Origin of the sequence: Burkholderia sp. MS455 (assembly GCF_016899445.1) — a bacterium.
Taxonomy (GTDB): Bacteria; Pseudomonadota; Gammaproteobacteria; order Burkholderiales; family Burkholderiaceae; genus Burkholderia; species Burkholderia pyrrocinia_C.
Genome location: NZ_CP041777.1, coordinates 959,387 through 974,459, shown reverse-complemented (window position 1 = coordinate 974,459; position 15,073 = coordinate 959,387). Strand labels below are relative to the sequence as shown.

The window sequence follows — 15,073 nt, the reverse complement described above, 5'->3', positions numbered from 1 at the left end:
CAGAACTTGTTGATTCTCGTGTGCGATACACACAACCCAAGATTACTGCTTCTTCCAAGATTGGTTGCGCTGCGAAGCAACGCAACAACCCTCTTTGCCTGATGACCATAGCGAGTCGGTCCCACCCCTTCCCATCCCGAACAGGACCGTGAAACGACTCTACGCCGATGATAGTGCGGATTCCCGTGTGAAAGTAGGTAATCGTCAGGCTCCCCTCAAGCCAGAAACCCCCGCCCGACCAGGCGGGGGTTTTTGCATTGGCGCGGCCAAAATGCCGGGCGGCCGGGCAACGGATTGCGTGCTCCGTCATCGCATCAACAGCAATCCTGCTCACGACCGTCGGTCTCGGTCGCCTCGGTTCTCTCGAGCGCGATACGGTGAGCTATTTCGCTTCCCTCTCCCTCACCCATCTGGCGATGGTTACATGATCTGCGATGCATGCCCGGCGACGACGCGCCAGCCGGTATCCGATCGACGCCACAGGCGCGTATAGGCAAACGTGCCGTCGAATGCCACGCCATCGAAACGGCCGACGAGCGTCGCCTTCGTTGTGGTCAGGATCATCTCGCCGATCTCGCATGCCCGCGTTTCGAGGAAATCGAGTTTGTCGAGACGCAGCAGCTTCGCGCGATGCGTGGACAGATCGTCCTTCTTCGAGATGACCTGGCCGGTCGGGACGGTGAACACCAGATCGTCGTCCAGCAACGCATCGAGCACATCGACATCGTTGGCGAGCATCGCGGCCCGAAGCGCGGTTTCGTAGGGTTCGATGACCGTCAGGATTGCTTTCATATCGGAGCCTCTCATACTCTTTGAAGGATTGTGGTTCCGCTCATCGGCGGTGACCTGTTGCAGCACGCAACGCGTCCCGAACACTGCGGCGACGGAAAGAGCCTACCGCGCGTTCGACAGCGATTGACGTCGAACCAGCATGACCAGGCAGATGCTGATCGACGCGATGATGTTGACGGCCGGATAGAACGCAACAGCGATGCTCCACGTGCTCAGTGCCAGCAACGCCAGCGCGTACTTGAGCACGCACAGCGCGAAATAGGCGAGGCTCTCGCTCCACGGGTCGCGGATCGTCTTGCGGACGGTCGGGCCGAGACCGGCAAGCTCGATCAGCGTGACCAGGCAGATCGAGACCGTCGGATCGTCGGTCAGCATCCAGAGCGGAATGGCCGAAAGGGCTGCGCACAGGAAAAACCAGTCGATGGCTGTCCAGCCGCGTTCGCCGCGAAAAATGCTGGCGACCAACGTCAAGAAGCTCGTGACGGCAATCGCCGCCGTGCACCATGCGGACGGCCCCGCACCCGCGACGAACTGGCCGGCGGCCGCGATCGCCGTGACGATCGACCACACGAGCCACGTGAACAGATGCGGACGAACGGTGCGCCGGTAGATCGCGAGCGCGTACGGAATCGCTGCCAGCAAAGACACGGCAGTTCCGATAACGCCAAAGAACGAAGCGGCATCCTGATCGACTCTCACCATCGACGCAACCTTGTTCGCGCAGGCTGACCAGTATGTGGCCGGAAGGGTCGGGGCGCAATGTCGCCCCGGGCAGCGCCGCGGGCAGTTACGCGGTGCATTGCACCGGAATGCCGATGCCGGCGACCGATGCGGTCAAACGCAAACGAACCCAAACAAGCGGCACCGGGACCGTGAAGCAGTTGGAGCACCCGCTGCACGACGGCCGAATGAATAGAAATAACCTTGCATCGGTACGGGAGCGGTGGTGGTTTGTCGGTCGTTTGCCGTTGGGCATCGGTCGCGGACAGCCGCCGGCGCTTCACATCGTTATCAGCGTCGCGTGACGGGGGGCTCTGTATCCGCTGCGTACGACCCGCATCATCGACACGCGATTCAAGGTTCCGGATTCGCCGCATGCACGTCTCGCCGGAACGCGCCGGGGCTCGTGCCCGTCCATTTGCGGAACGCGCGATGAAATGCGCTTGGCTCGGTGAAACCGAGCTCGGCCGCGATCTCCGCGACGCTGAGCGCGTGCCCGCGCAGCAGCGACTGGGCCAGCGCGCCGCGCAACTCGTCCTTGATCGCAGCGAAGCTCTGCCCTTCACTGCGCAAACGCCGCCGCAGCGTCGCGGGCGTCGTGCCGAGGCGCACAGCCAGCGAATCGAAGTCGGGCCACTCGGCGGCGGGCAGCGCCTTCAGGTGCGCACGCGTCTTCGCGACCCAGCCCGTGTCGTGCCGGTAGCGGACCAGCAGGTTGCCGGGCGCGCCGCGCAGGAAGGTCTTCAGCGCCTGCGCGGAGCGGATCGTCGGCAGCGCGAGATACGTGGCGTTGAATGCGAGCCGGCTGTCGGGGCGGTCGAAATGCACGGGCACGCCGAAGAACTGGTGATAGTCGCTGCGCTGGTCGGGGCTCGGGCACGCGAAATCGATGCGCTGCAGCGGGATGCGCCGGCCGGTCAGCCAGCACGCGACGCCGAGCAGGATCAGCCAGAACGTCCGGTATGCGAATGCCGGATACGGTGCGCCCGACTGCGTCAGCACGATCTGCGCCTGCCCGTCGGCCACGACGAGCTCGCCGTGCGGCTCGTCGAGCACCACGCGCAGGAACTGCAGCGCCCGCCGCAGCGCCTGGTCGAGCGTGCGGGCGTGCAGCACCGCGTGGCACAGCAGCTTGAAGCTGCCTTGCCGCATCGGGCGCGCGGCGAGCCCGAAGAATTCGTCGTCGATCGTACCGGCGATCGCGAGCCACAGGCGGCCGTACTGTTGCGGCGTGACGGGCTCGCGCACGATGGCCGGCAGGCCGGCGGCGCGCAGCACGGGCTCGGTCGCGATGCGCTGCCGGCGCAGGCAAGCGAGCGCGTCGTCGACGAAATCCGGCGAAATCATCTGCGGCCCCATTTTCCTCCGTCCTCCCGACATGGCAAAAGCGATCACGATTCTAGATTCTGTTTGTCATTGATTGCAATGTGCCGGCTGTCTACTATCGATATATCCCCGTCGTGCCGCTGGCTCGCCGGCGGTCATAACGTACAGGAGACACGCATGCCTGATGGAGCAACCGCCCGGGCGGTGCCGGCTTACGCCGACGCCGTGGCCCGGTTCAGTATCGAGACCGCCGCCGCGCATCTGCACGGCGACCTGGAGCGCGGCCTGAACGCATGTGTCGAATGCTGCGACCGGCACGCATCGGCGGACGCGATCGCGCTCGACTGGATCGCCGCGGGCGGGCAGCATCGCCGCTTCACGTTCGCGCAGATGCAGGCGCTGTCGGCACGCGTGGCGAACCTGCTGGTCGCGCAAGGCGTGAAGCCGGGCGACGTGGTGGCAGGCCTGTTGCCGCGCACGCCCGAGCTCGTCGCGACGATCCTCGGCACGTGGCGCGCGGGCGCCGTCTATCAGCCGCTGTTCACCGCGTTCGGCCCGAAGGCGATCGAGCACCGCCTGCGGATGAGCGCCGCGCGCCTGGTCGTGACCAACGTCGCGAATCGCGCCAAGCTCGACGAGATCGCCGATTGCCCGCCGGTTGCGACGGTGCGCGCGCCGGGCGAGCCGCTGCCGGAATGCGACATCGATTTCCGCGCGGCGCTCGACACGCAGCCCGACACGTTCGAGCCGGTGCTGCGCAAGGGCACGGACCTGTTCATGATGATGTCGACGTCGGGCACGACGGGCTTGCCGAAGGGCGTGCCGGTGCCGCTGCGTGCGCTGCTCGCGTTCGGCGCATACATGCGCGACGCGGTCGACCTGCGCGAAGGCGACCGGTTCTGGAACATCGCCGATCCGGGCTGGGCGTATGGCCTTTATTACGCGATCACAGGCCCGCTGTTGCTCGGCCACGCGACGACGCTCTACGAGGGCGGCTTCACGGTCGACAGCACGTACGACGTGATCGAACGGCTCGGCATCACGAGCCTCGCCGGCTCGCCGACCGCGTACCGGATGCTGATGGCGGCCGGTACGGAAGCAGCGGCGCGCGTGAAGGGCAAGCTGCGCGTGGTCAGCAGCGCGGGCGAGCCGCTGAACCCGGAAGTCGTGCGCTGGTTCGACGCGGCGCTCGGCACGCCGATCTACGATCACTACGGCCAGACCGAACTCGGGATGGTCGTGAACAATCATCACGGCCTCGCGCACGTCGTGCACGCCGGCTCGGCCGGCTTGGCGATGCCCGGCTATCGCGTCGCGGTGCTCGACGAAGCGAGCCGCGAGCTCGGCCCCGGCGAGCCCGGCAACCTCGCGATCGACATCGCGCGCTCGCCGCTGCTGTGGTTCCACGGCTACTGGCAGCAGGACACGCCGGCGATCGCGGGCGGCTACTACCGGACCGGCGACAACGTCGAACTCGAGCCGGACGGCACCGTGAGCTTCATCGGCCGCGCGGACGACGTGATCACGTCGTCCGGCTACCGGATCGGCCCGTTCGACGTGGAAAGCGCGCTGATCGAGCATCCTGCCGTCAGCGAAGCCGCCGTGATCGGCGTGCCCGATCCGGAGCGTACGGAGATCGTCAAGGCATTCGTCGTGCTGTCGAAGGGCATCGACGGCACGCCGGCGCTGGCGGAGGAACTGAGCCAGCACGTGAAGCGGCGGCTGTCCGCCCACGCCTATCCTCGCGCGATCGACTTCGTCGATGCGCTGCCGAAAACCCCGAGCGGCAAGATCCAGCGCTTCGTGTTGCGCAAGATGGAAGCCGAGAAGGCCGCTCAACCCTGAATACGGATTGCTAATGAATATCAAGGATCGCGTTTTTCTGATTACGGGTGCCGGTTCGGGCCTCGGCGCCGCGGTGGCGCGCATGGTCGTCGCGCAAGGCGGCAAGGCCGTGCTGCTGGACGTCAATGACGATGCCGGCGCAAGCCTCGCGCACGAACTCGGCGCGGCCGCGCGCTTCGTGAAGACCGACGTGACGAGCGAAGCCGACGGGCAGGCAGCCGTGGCCGCCGCGCGTGACTCGTTTGGCCGCATCGACGCGCTCGTCAACTGCGCGGGCGTCGCGCCGGGAGAGAAGGTCGTCGGCCGCGACGGTCCGCACTCGCTGGACCGCTTCGCGCGCGCGGTGTCGATCAATCTCGTCGGCACGTTCAACATGATCCGGCTGGCTGCCGAAGCGATGTCGAAGCAGGATGCCGACGCGGAAGGCGAGCGCGGCGTGATCGTCAACACCGCGTCGGTCGCGGCGTTCGACGGGCAGATCGGGCAGGCCGCGTATGCGGCGTCGAAGAGCGGCGTGGTGGGCATGACGCTGCCGATCGCGCGCGAACTCGCGCGGTTCGGCATTCGTGTCGTGACGATCGCGCCCGGCATCTTCGCGACGCCGATGATGGCCGGCATGCCGCAGGACGTGCAGGATGCGCTCGGCAAGAGCGTGCCGTTCCCGCCGCGGCTCGGCCGCCCGGAGGAATTTGCGGCGCTGGTGCGCCACATCGCCGAGAACACGATGCTGAACGGCGAAGTCATCCGTCTCGATGGCGCGTTGCGCATGGCACCGCGCTGACACTGGAGGAAGCGAATCATGACGACTCAGGATCCGATCGTAATCGTTGGTATGGCGCGTACGCCGATGGGTGGCTTCCAGGGCGACCTTGCCGCGGCCAGCGCGAGCGAGCTCGGCGCGGTAGCGATTCGCGCGGCGCTCGAGCGTGCGAACGTGCCGGCCGAACGCATCGATGAAATCGTGTTCGGCTGCGTGCTGCCGGCCGGGCAGGGCCAGGCGCCGGCGCGGCAGGCCGCGCTGAAGGCCGGGCTGCCGCTCGGGGCGGGCGCGACCACGGTCAACAAGATGTGCGGCTCGGGGATGAGGGCGGCGATGTTCGCGCACGACCTGCTGCTGGCAGGTTCGGCGGGCGTGGCCGTCGCGGGCGGGATGGAAAGCATGACGAATGCGCCGTACCTGCTGCCGAAAGCGCGCGCGGGGATGCGGATGGGCCACGGCCAGGTGCTCGACCACATGTTCCTCGACGGGCTCGAGGACGCGTATGAAAAAGGCCGCCTGATGGGCACGTTCGCCGAGGATTGCGCGCAGGCGTACCAGTTCACGCGCGAAGCGCAGGATGCGTTTGCGATCGCGTCGCTGACGCGCGCGCAACGCGCGATCGCCGAAGGGCATTTCGTGTCGGAGATCGCGCCGGTGACCGTGAAGGCCGGCAAGACCGAAGCGGTCGTGTCGATCGACGAGCAGCCGGGCAAGGCGAAGCTCGACAAGATCCCGACGCTGAAGCCGGCATTCCGCGAAGGCGGCACGGTGACGGCAGCGAACGCGTCGTCGATTTCGGACGGTGCCGCGGCGCTGGTGATGATGCGCCGCTCGGAAGCGGAACGCCTGGGCCTCGCGCCGAAGGCCGTGATCGTCGGGCATTCGACTTACGCGGACAAGCCGGGCCTGTTCGCGACGGCGCCGATCGGCGCGCTGCGCAAGCTGTCGGAGAAAACCGGCTGGAACCTGCGCGACGTCGATCTGTTCGAGATCAACGAAGCGTTCGCGGTGGTGCCGATGGCCGCGATGCGCGATCTCGGCCTGCCGCACGAGAAGGTCAACGTGCACGGCGGCGCGTGCGCGCTCGGACATCCGATCGGCGCATCGGGCGCGCGCGTGATGGTGACGCTGCTGGCAGCGCTCGAAACGTATGGCTTGAAACGCGGCGTCGCGTCGCTGTGCATCGGCGGCGGCGAGGCGACGGCCATCGCGATCGAGCGCATCGCGTAACGTGTAACGCATAACACGCATGCTGCGACGCGGGCGACGGGTATCGCGCAGGAAACGCCTGCGTGGTGCTCGTCGCCCGTTTTTTATTCGACGGCTCGCCGCGGTTGCACTATGGTTTCGCGTTCGGCGACACCGCGCCGCATGCGCGTATCACGAGCTGCACGACCTGCTCGGTCTTCTCGTCGAACGCCTTTCGCGTGAACGCGCGCTTGCCGCTCAGCGCGCGGATCTGCGCATCGAAATCCGCATAGTGCTGCGTGGTCGCCCAGATCAGGTACATCAGCGCATGCGCGTCGATCGGCGCGAGCAGCCCGCGCGCGATCCAGCCGTCGATGACGTTCACGCGCGTGTCGAACCACGGCTTCACGCGTTGCGACAGGATGTCCTGCATGTGCTCCGCGCCATGGATGATCTCGTTGGCCCAGACCTTCGAGCCGAGCGGGCGCCGCCGCGACAGATCCATCTTCGCGCGCACGTAGCCGCCGATCGCTTTCACCGGATCGTCGCCGGCCTCGAACGAGCCGGCCGCGCGATGCCAGTCCTCGAACAGGTCGTCGAGCACGCGGCGGTACAGCGCGTGCTTCGTCGGGAAGTAGTAATGCACGTTTGCCTTCGGCAGGCCGGCGCGTTCCGCGATCATCGCGGTGCTCGCGCCGTCGAGCCCGCGCTCCGCGAACACGGCTTCCGCACAGGCAAGCAGATGCGCTTCGTTGGACTCGCGGATGTGCGCTTTGCGTCGCCGCAAAGGCGCGGACGTTTCGTCGCTGTCGGTCGCTTCGGCTGCCGCCTCGTCATGTCTCATCGTTACCCTCGCGCGGCGGGCATGCCGCGTTGGGCTTCATTCTAGCCGCTGATTTGCGTCGAACACACGCTTGCGGACGCTGCGCATCCGCAGCGATGCTGCGTTGCGATGGCACGTTTCTCGCTCTATCGAACCACGAAAGAAAGACATTGCTTTGGTCATTTTGATCGTCTAAAACCTGTCCAATCGGACAGGATTCGACGAGCGGCGCAACGCGGTTCCGACGATTCGTCGGACGAACTTCACGCACGACCGGGACATGCACCGCGCATGGGCGCGTATGCCCCGAAACGGGCATTGCACGCACCGGCACAGACCGGGCTGACGACATCACCGACCCCACAGGAGCGATGCGAATGAACGCGGTATCGGAAACAGTGAAGCGGCCGGTCTTCGACCCGTCGATCAAGGTCGACGGCAAGCGGTTGTGGGACAGCCTGATGGAAGTCGCGAAGATCGGCGCGACGCCGAAAGGCGGCGTGTGTCGCCTCGCGCTGACCGATCTCGACAAGGCCGGCCGCGACCTGATCGCCGGCTGGGCGAAGGCCGCCGGCTGCACGGTGACGGTCGATACGATGGGCAACGTGTTCATGCGCCGCGCGGGCCGCGTGGCGGACGCGGCGCCGGTCGTCACGGGCTCGCACGCGGATTCGCAGCCGACGGGCGGCCGCTTCGACGGCATCTACGGCGTGCTCGGCGGCCTCGAGGTGATTCGCAGTCTCAACGATCACGGGATCGAAACCGAGCATCCGGTCGAGGTCGTGATCTGGACCAACGAGGAGGGCTCGCGCTTCGCGCCCGCGATGGTCGCGTCCGGTGTGTTCGCGGGCGTGTTCCCGCTCGAATACGGGCTGTCGCGCAAGGACGTCGACGGCAAGACGATCGGCGAGGAGCTGGCGCGCATCGGCTACGCGGGCGACGTGCCGTGCGGCGGCCGCAAGCTGCACGCGGCGTTCGAACTGCATATCGAGCAGGGACCGATTCTCGAAGCGGAGTGCAAGACGATCGGTGTCGTGACCGATGCGCAGGGGCAGCGCTGGTACGAGATCACATTTACCGGCCAGGAAGCGCATGCGGGGCCGACGCCGATGCCGCGCCGCCGCGACGCGCTGCTCGGCGCGTCGCGCGTGGTCGATCTCGTCAACCGGATCGGCCTCGATCATGCGCCGTTCGGCTGCGCGACGGTCGGCATGATGCAGATCCATCCGAACTCGCGCAACGTGATTCCCGGCCGCGTGTTCTTCACCGTCGATTTTCGTCATCCTGACGACGCCGTGCTCGCGCAGATGGACGCCGCGCTGCGCGACGGCGTCGCGCGCATCGCGGCCGGCATCGGGCTCGAAACGGAACTCGAGCAGATTTTCTACTACAAGCCCGTCGCGTTCGATGCGGCGTGCGTGGCGGCCGTGCGTGACGCGGCCGATCGCTTCGGCTACTCGCACCGCGACATCGTGTCGGGCGCGGGGCACGACGCATGCTATCTGGCGCAGGTCGCGCCGACGTCGATGGTGTTCGTGCCGTGCGTCGACGGCATCAGCCACAACGAGATCGAGGACGCGACGCCCGCGTGGATCGAGGCCGGCGCGAACGTGCTGCTGCACGCGATGCTGTCCCGCGCATGCGAGCCGGCTTCATGACGAATCGACCGTAGCAGCCGGCAGGCTGCGCATCGCCTGACCGCAGGATTCCTCAGCATGACCGCCCCGACTGTGCATTCGCAGCCGGCGGGGATGGCTTTGTCTCCACCCAGTCGAAGGAACGCGTATGACCACCAAGCCAACCGGCGATATCGCCGCGCATCGCCTGTCGTCCACGCAACTCTCGTGCGAATTCGCCGATATCGCGCCGCTGCTCGATCCGACTGCCGCGGCGGCCGCTGCCAGCCGCTGCCATTACTGCTACGACGCGCCGTGCGTGCACGCGTGCCCGACGCAGATCGACATCCCGAGCTTCATCCGCAAGATCGGCAACGGCAACCTGAAAGGCGCCGCGACCGACATCCTGTCCGCGAATCCGCTCGGCGGCATGTGCGCACGCGTGTGCCCGACCGAGATCCTGTGCGAAGGCGCATGCGTGCGCAACCATCAGGATGCGCAGCCGGTCGCGATTGGCGCGCTGCAGCGGCACGCGACCGACTGGGCGATGGCAACCGGTGCGGTGCGTTTTACGCGTGCGCCCGATACGGGTCGCCATGTCGCGGTGGTCGGCGCGGGGCCGGCCGGGCTCGCGTGCGCGCACCGGCTCGCGCTCGCCGGGCACCGCGTGACGCTGTTCGATGCGCGCCCGAAGGCTGGTGGCCTCGACGAATACGGGATCGCCGCGTACAAGACGGTCGACGATTTCGCGCAGCGTGAAGTCGAATGGCTGCTGTCGGTCGGCGGCATCACGCTGAAAACGGGTGTTGCGCTCGGACGCGACATGACGCTCGACACGCTGCGCGAGCAGCACGACGCAGTGTTTCTCGCGATGGGCCTCGGTGGCGTGCGCGCGCTCGCGATCGACGGTGAGCAACTGGCCGGCGTGATGAACGCGGTCGACTTCATCGAGCAGGTGCGGCAGGCCGACGGGCTGGAGAACGTGCCGGTCGGGCGGCGCGTGGTCGTGATCGGCGGCGGCAATACGGCCATCGATGCGGCCGTGCAGAGCCGCAAGCTCGGCGCCGAGCGCGTGACGATGGTTTACCGGCGCGGTGTGGACGCGATGAGCGCGACGTGGGCCGAACGCGAGTTCGCGCAGAAGAGCGGCGTCACGCTCGTCACGCACGCGAAGCCGGTGCGCATCGCGGGCGCAAACGGGCAGGTGACGGGCGTCGAGTTCGACGCGGCATCGGGCGAGCGCTTCACCGTCGACGCGGACATGGTGCTGAAGGCGATCGGCCAGACGCTGGTGCCCGACGGCATCGCGGCCGCGTTGCTGACGGCGGACGGCACGCGTATCGCGGTGGACGCGGACGGGCGCACGGCACTGCCCGACATATGGGCCGGCGGCGATTGCGCGGCGACGGACGGCATCGACCTCACGGTGCAGGCCGTGCAGGACGGCAAGCGCGCGGCCGCGTCGATCGACGCGGCGCTCGCGCTGCGCGACGCGAAGGCCGCATAGGCGCCCGCGCACGCATCCACTCCACGACAACGACCCCACTTTCACGGAGCCGAACATGGCCGACCTTCGCTGCACCATCGCGGGCATCACTTCGCCGAATCCCTTCTGGCTCGCGTCCGCGCCGCCGACCGACAAGGCCTACAACGTCAACCGCGCGTTCGAGGCGGGCTGGGGCGGCGTCGTGTGGAAGACGCTCGGGCTCGATCCGCACGTCGTCAACGTCAGCTCGCGCTACGGCGCCGTGCAGTGGAACGGCCAGCGCATCGCGGGGCTGAACAACATCGAGCTGATCACCGACCGTCCGCTCGACGTGAACCTGAGAGAGATCGCGCAGGTCAAGCGCGACTGGCCGGATCGCGCGCTGATCGTGTCGCTGATGGTGCCGTGCAACGAGCGCGACTGGAAATGGATCCTGCCGCTCGTCGAGGATACGGGCGCCGACGCGGTCGAGCTGAACTTCGGCTGCCCGCACGGGATGAGCGAGCGCGGGATGGGCGCGGCCGTCGGGCAGGTGCCCGAATATGTCGAGATGGTCACGCGCTGGGTCAAGGAGGGAACGAAGCTGCCGTGCCTCGTGAAGCTCACGCCGAACATCAGCGACATCCGCATGGGGTCGCGTGCCGCGTACAAGGGCGGTGCGGACGGCGTGTCGCTGATCAACACGATCAACTCGATCGTTGCGGTCGATCTCGACCACATGGCACCGATGCCGACCGTCGACGGCAAGGGTACGCACGGCGGCTATTGCGGCCCGGCGGTCAAGCCGATCGCGCTGAACATGGTCGCGGAGATCGCGCGCGATCCGGAAACGCCGAACCTGCCGATCTCCGGTATCGGCGGCATTTCGACATGGCGTGACGCGGCCGAATTCATCGTGCTCGGCGCCGGCAGCGTGCAGGTGTGCACCGCGGCGATGCATTACGGCTTCCGGATCGTGTCGGATCTCGCCGACGGGCTGTCGAACTGGATGGACGAAAAGGGCTACGCGACGCTCGACGACGTGCGCGGCCGCGCGGTGCCGAACGTGACCGACTGGAAATACCTGAACCTGAAATACGACATCAAGGCGCGCATCGATCAGGACCGCTGCATCCAGTGCGGGCTGTGCCATATCGCGTGCGAGGACACGTCGCACCAGGCGATCACGCGCGAGAAGGACGGCGTGCGCCACTTCGAAGTGATCGATTCGGAGTGCGTCGGGTGCAATCTTTGCATGCACGTGTGTCCGGTCGAGCAATGCATCACGATGGAGCGCGTCGATTCGGGCGAGTACGCGAACTGGACCACGCATCCGAACAACCCGGCGCGCACCGATGCGGCGGCGAGCCCGGCGGCGCCCGAGAAGCACGCGAAGGCGGCTTGACCTGCGTCCGGCGGCGCGGAAGATCCGGCGCCGCTGTTTTTCGTTTCCGTGAGCCGGCATCGCATGATGCCGGCGCTGACGTTTACGTGGAGTGCCTTCGATGAAACCAGCAGCGACCCCCGCCGATTCCGACAGCGCCGCGGCGCAGGGCGGCAGCCTGTACAACGACGACCTCGCGCCGACGACGCCGGCGCAGCGCACGTGGAAGTGGTATCACTTCGCCGCGCTATGGGTCGGGATGGTGATGAACATCGCGTCGTACATGCTTGCGGCCGGGCTGATCCAGGAAGGCATGTCGCCGTGGCAGGCGGTGATGACCGTGCTGCTCGGCAACCTGATCGTGCTCGTGCCGATGCTGCTGATCGGCCATGCGGGCGCGAAGCACGGGATTCCGTACGCGGTACTCGTGCGCGCGTCGTTCGGCACGCAGGGCGCGAAGCTGCCGGCGCTGCTGCGCGCGATCGTCGCGTGCGGCTGGTACGGCATCCAGACCTGGCTCGGCGGCAGCGCGATCTACACGCTGCTGAACATCCTGACCGGCAACGCGCTGCATGGCGCGGCGCTGCCGGTCGTCGGCATCTCGTTCGGGCAGCTCGCGTGCTTCCTCGTGTTCTGGGCGCTGCAGCTCTACTTCATCCTGCACGGCACCGATTCGATCCGCTGGCTCGAAAGCTGGTCCGCGCCGATCAAGGTCGTGATGTGCGTGGCGCTCGTGTGGTGGGCGACATCGAAGGCGGGCGGCTTCGGCTCGATGCTGTCGGCACCGTCGCAGTTCGCGGCGGGCGGCAAGAAGGCCGGGCTGTTCTGGGCGACCTTCTGGCCGGGCCTGACCGCGATGGTCGGCTTCTGGGCGACGCTCGCGCTGAACATTCCCGATTTCACGCGCTTCGCGCATTCGCAGCGCGACCAGATGATCGGGCAGTCGATCGGGCTGCCGCTGCCGATGGCGCTGCTGTCGGTGGTGTCGGTCGTGGTGACGTCGGCGACCGTCGTGATCTACGGCAACGCGATCTGGGACCCGATCGACCTGACGAGCCGGATGACGGGCATCGGCGTGGGCATCGCGCTCGTGATCCTCACGCTCGACACGATGTGCTGCAACCTCGCCGCGAATCTGGTCGGCCCCGCGTACGACTTCTCGAGCCTGTGGCCGAAGGCCATCTCGTACCGCGCGGGCGGGATGATCACCGCGACGATCGCGATCGTGATGATGCCGTGGAAGATCCTCGCGACGACGGACGGCTATATCTTCACCTGGCTCGTCGGTTATTCGGCGCTGCTCGGGCCCGTCGCGGGCATCATGATGGTCGACTACTTCCTGATTCGCGGCACGCAGCTCGACACGCGCGCGCTGTTCGACGAGCGCGGCGGCTTCAGCTACGCGCGCGGCTGGAACCCGGCCGCGCTGGCCGCGCTCGCGGTCGGCGTGCTGCCGAACCTGCCAGGTTTCCTGCACACCGCATTTCCGGCGTCGTTTCCGAACGTGCCGGCGTTCTTCAACACGCTTTATACGTACGCGTGGTTCGTCGGCCTCGTGCTGGCGTCGGGCGTGTACGGCACCTGGATGAAGTGGCGCGCCGGACAGCGCGCGCAGATCGCGAGCGCATGACGCGCGGCACCGCATGCGGAACCCGACAGTCAACGAGGAGGCAACCAAATGGCAATCCTGATTCGCGGCGGCACCGTGATCGATGCGGACCGCTCCTATCGCGCGGACGTGCTCTGCGCGGAACCGCAGGACGGCGGCACGATCCTGCAGATCGCCGAGCAGATCGACGCGCCGGCCGGCGCGAGCGTCGTCGACGCGCACGACCAGTACGTGATGCCGGGCGGCATCGATCCGCATACGCACATGGAACTGCCGTTCATGGGCACGACCGCGAGCGACGATTTCTACTCGGGCACGGCCGCCGGGCTGTCGGGCGGCACGACGAGCATCATCGACTTCGTGATCCCGAGCCCGAAGCAGCCGCTGATGGACGCGTTCCTCGAATGGCGCGGCTGGGCCGAGAAGGCGGCGGCCGACTACGGCTTCCACGTGGCGGTGACGTGGTGGGACGAGAGCGTGCACCGCGACATGGGCACGCTCGTGCGCGAGCACGGCGTGTCGAGCTTCAAGCACTTCATGGCGTACAAGAACGCGATCATGGCCGACGACGAGATCCTCGTGAACAGCTTCTCGCGTTCGCTCGAACTCGGCGCGCTGCCGACCGTGCACGCGGAGAACGGCGAGCTCGTGTTCCGGCTGCAGCAGGCGCTGCTCGCGCGCGGGATGACGGGGCCTGAGGCACATCCGTTGTCGCGTCCGCCGGAGGTCGAAGGCGAGGCCGCAAACCGCGCGATCCGCATCGCGCAGGTGCTCGGCGTGCCCGTGTATATCGTGCACGTATCGGCGAAGGATGCGGTCGACGCGATCACGCGCGCGCGCAGCGAAGGGCTGCGCGTGTTCGGCGAAGTGCTGCCGGGCCACCTGGTGATCGACGAGGCCGTTTATCGCGACCCGGACTGGACGCGTGCGGCCGCACACGTGATGAGCCCGCCGTTCCGCTCGGCCGAGCATCGCGAAGCGCTGTGGCGCGGGCTGCAGTCGGGGCAGCTGCATACGACGGCAACCGATCACTGCGTGTTCTGCGCATCGCAGAAGGCGATGGGCCGCGACGATTTCACGAGGATTCCGAACGGCTGCGGCGGCGTCGAGGATCGCATGTCGGTGCTGTGGCATCACGGCGTGAATCGCGGCCGCATCACGCCGAACGAGTTCGTGCGGATCACGTCGACGAACGCCGCGCAGATCTTCAACCTGTATCCGCGCAAGGGCGCCGTGCAGGTGGGCGCCGATGCCGACCTCGTCGTGTGGGATCCGGCCGCGACGAAGACAATCTCGGTGAAGACCCACCACCAGCAGGTCGACTTCAACGTGTTCGAGGGAATGACGGTGCAGGGCGTCGCGACGCACACGCTCACGCGCGGCGCGCTCGCGTGGGCCGACGGCGACCTGCGCGCGGTGCGCGGCGCGGGCCGCTATCTGAAACGCCCGCCTGCGGCCGGCTACTACGAGGCCGCACGCATTGCGAACCGGCTGCGCGAACCGCATCCGGTCGAGCGCGCTGGCTGAACGGTGCGTGTCGCGCGG

At 67.3% G+C, this 15,073-nt stretch carries 12 protein-coding genes and 1 rRNA gene; 9 read left to right on the top strand and 4 right to left on the bottom strand.

Annotated elements, in window-relative coordinates; genetic code table 11:
* Window positions 1-97 precede the first annotated feature (97 nt).
* A 5S ribosomal RNA gene (rrf, locus tag FPJ27_RS04115) occupies window positions 98-210 on the top strand.
* A 210-nt stretch (window positions 211-420) separates the two neighbouring features.
* Here the strand turns inward: rrf and FPJ27_RS04110 are convergent.
* The 3 genes from FPJ27_RS04110 to FPJ27_RS04100 all read right to left on the bottom strand — a co-directional run bounded on the left by FPJ27_RS04110 (window position 421) and on the right by FPJ27_RS04100 (window position 2,871).
* Window positions 421-792, bottom strand: coding sequence for a nuclear transport factor 2 family protein (locus FPJ27_RS04110; protein ID WP_204421263.1), 372 nt, complete (start codon window positions 790-792; stop codon window positions 421-423).
* Between the two features lie 102 nt (window positions 793-894).
* On the bottom strand, window positions 895-1,494 hold the full coding sequence (locus tag FPJ27_RS04105; protein ID WP_204420924.1) for a hypothetical protein: 600 nt from the start codon (window positions 1,492-1,494) through the stop codon (window positions 895-897).
* Window positions 1,495-1,866: 372 nt separating this feature from the next.
* The gene (locus tag FPJ27_RS04100; RefSeq protein ID WP_204420923.1) at window positions 1,867-2,871 is read right to left on the bottom strand and encodes an AraC family transcriptional regulator; all 1,005 of its coding nucleotides are present in this window, start codon (window positions 2,869-2,871) and stop codon (window positions 1,867-1,869) included.
* A 144-nt stretch (window positions 2,872-3,015) separates the two neighbouring features.
* Here FPJ27_RS04100 and FPJ27_RS04095 point away from each other — a divergent pair, with 144 nt between their 5' ends.
* Genes FPJ27_RS04095 through FPJ27_RS04085 form a run of 3 tightly spaced genes read left to right on the top strand, consistent with a single transcriptional unit; the run spans window position 3,016 to window position 6,673 of the window.
* A complete protein-coding gene (locus FPJ27_RS04095; RefSeq protein ID WP_204420922.1) occupies window positions 3,016-4,683 on the top strand; it encodes an acyl-CoA synthetase in 1,668 nt (555 codons plus the stop codon).
* 13 nt (window positions 4,684-4,696) lie between these two features.
* The gene (locus tag FPJ27_RS04090) at window positions 4,697-5,464 is read left to right on the top strand and encodes a 3-hydroxyacyl-CoA dehydrogenase (RefSeq protein WP_204420921.1); all 768 of its coding nucleotides are present in this window, start codon (window positions 4,697-4,699) and stop codon (window positions 5,462-5,464) included.
* Window positions 5,465-5,482: 18 nt separating this feature from the next.
* Entirely contained in the window at window positions 5,483-6,673 is a 1,191-nt protein-coding gene (locus tag FPJ27_RS04085; protein ID WP_204420920.1) for an acetyl-CoA C-acetyltransferase, read from the top strand.
* Window positions 6,674-6,782: 109 nt separating this feature from the next.
* Here the strand turns inward: FPJ27_RS04085 and FPJ27_RS04080 are convergent, their stop codons facing one another.
* Window positions 6,783-7,475 (bottom strand): TetR/AcrR family transcriptional regulator, encoded by a 693-nt coding sequence (locus FPJ27_RS04080; protein WP_204420919.1) that lies wholly within the window; start codon window positions 7,473-7,475, stop codon window positions 6,783-6,785.
* Between the two features lie 356 nt (window positions 7,476-7,831).
* On the opposite strand from FPJ27_RS04080, the gene FPJ27_RS04075 reads away from it, so the two are divergent.
* The 5 genes from FPJ27_RS04075 to hydA all read left to right on the top strand — a co-directional run bounded on the left by FPJ27_RS04075 (window position 7,832) and on the right by hydA (window position 15,055).
* Complete coding sequence (locus tag FPJ27_RS04075; protein WP_204420918.1) at window positions 7,832-9,112, top strand: Zn-dependent hydrolase; 1,281 nt, start codon at window positions 7,832-7,834, stop codon at window positions 9,110-9,112.
* A 127-nt stretch (window positions 9,113-9,239) separates the two neighbouring features.
* Entirely contained in the window at window positions 9,240-10,577 is a 1,338-nt protein-coding gene (locus FPJ27_RS04070) for an NAD(P)-dependent oxidoreductase (protein WP_204420917.1), read from the top strand.
* Between the two features lie 55 nt (window positions 10,578-10,632).
* Window positions 10,633-11,940 (top strand): NAD-dependent dihydropyrimidine dehydrogenase subunit PreA, encoded by a 1,308-nt coding sequence (gene preA / locus FPJ27_RS04065; protein ID WP_204420916.1) that lies wholly within the window; start codon window positions 10,633-10,635, stop codon window positions 11,938-11,940.
* Window positions 11,941-12,040: 100 nt separating this feature from the next.
* A complete protein-coding gene (locus FPJ27_RS04060) occupies window positions 12,041-13,549 on the top strand; it encodes an NCS1 family nucleobase:cation symporter-1 (RefSeq protein ID WP_204420915.1) in 1,509 nt (502 codons plus the stop codon).
* Between the two features lie 48 nt (window positions 13,550-13,597).
* A complete protein-coding gene (gene hydA / locus FPJ27_RS04055; protein WP_204420914.1) occupies window positions 13,598-15,055 on the top strand; it encodes a dihydropyrimidinase in 1,458 nt (485 codons plus the stop codon).
* Window positions 15,056-15,073 lie beyond the last annotated feature (18 nt).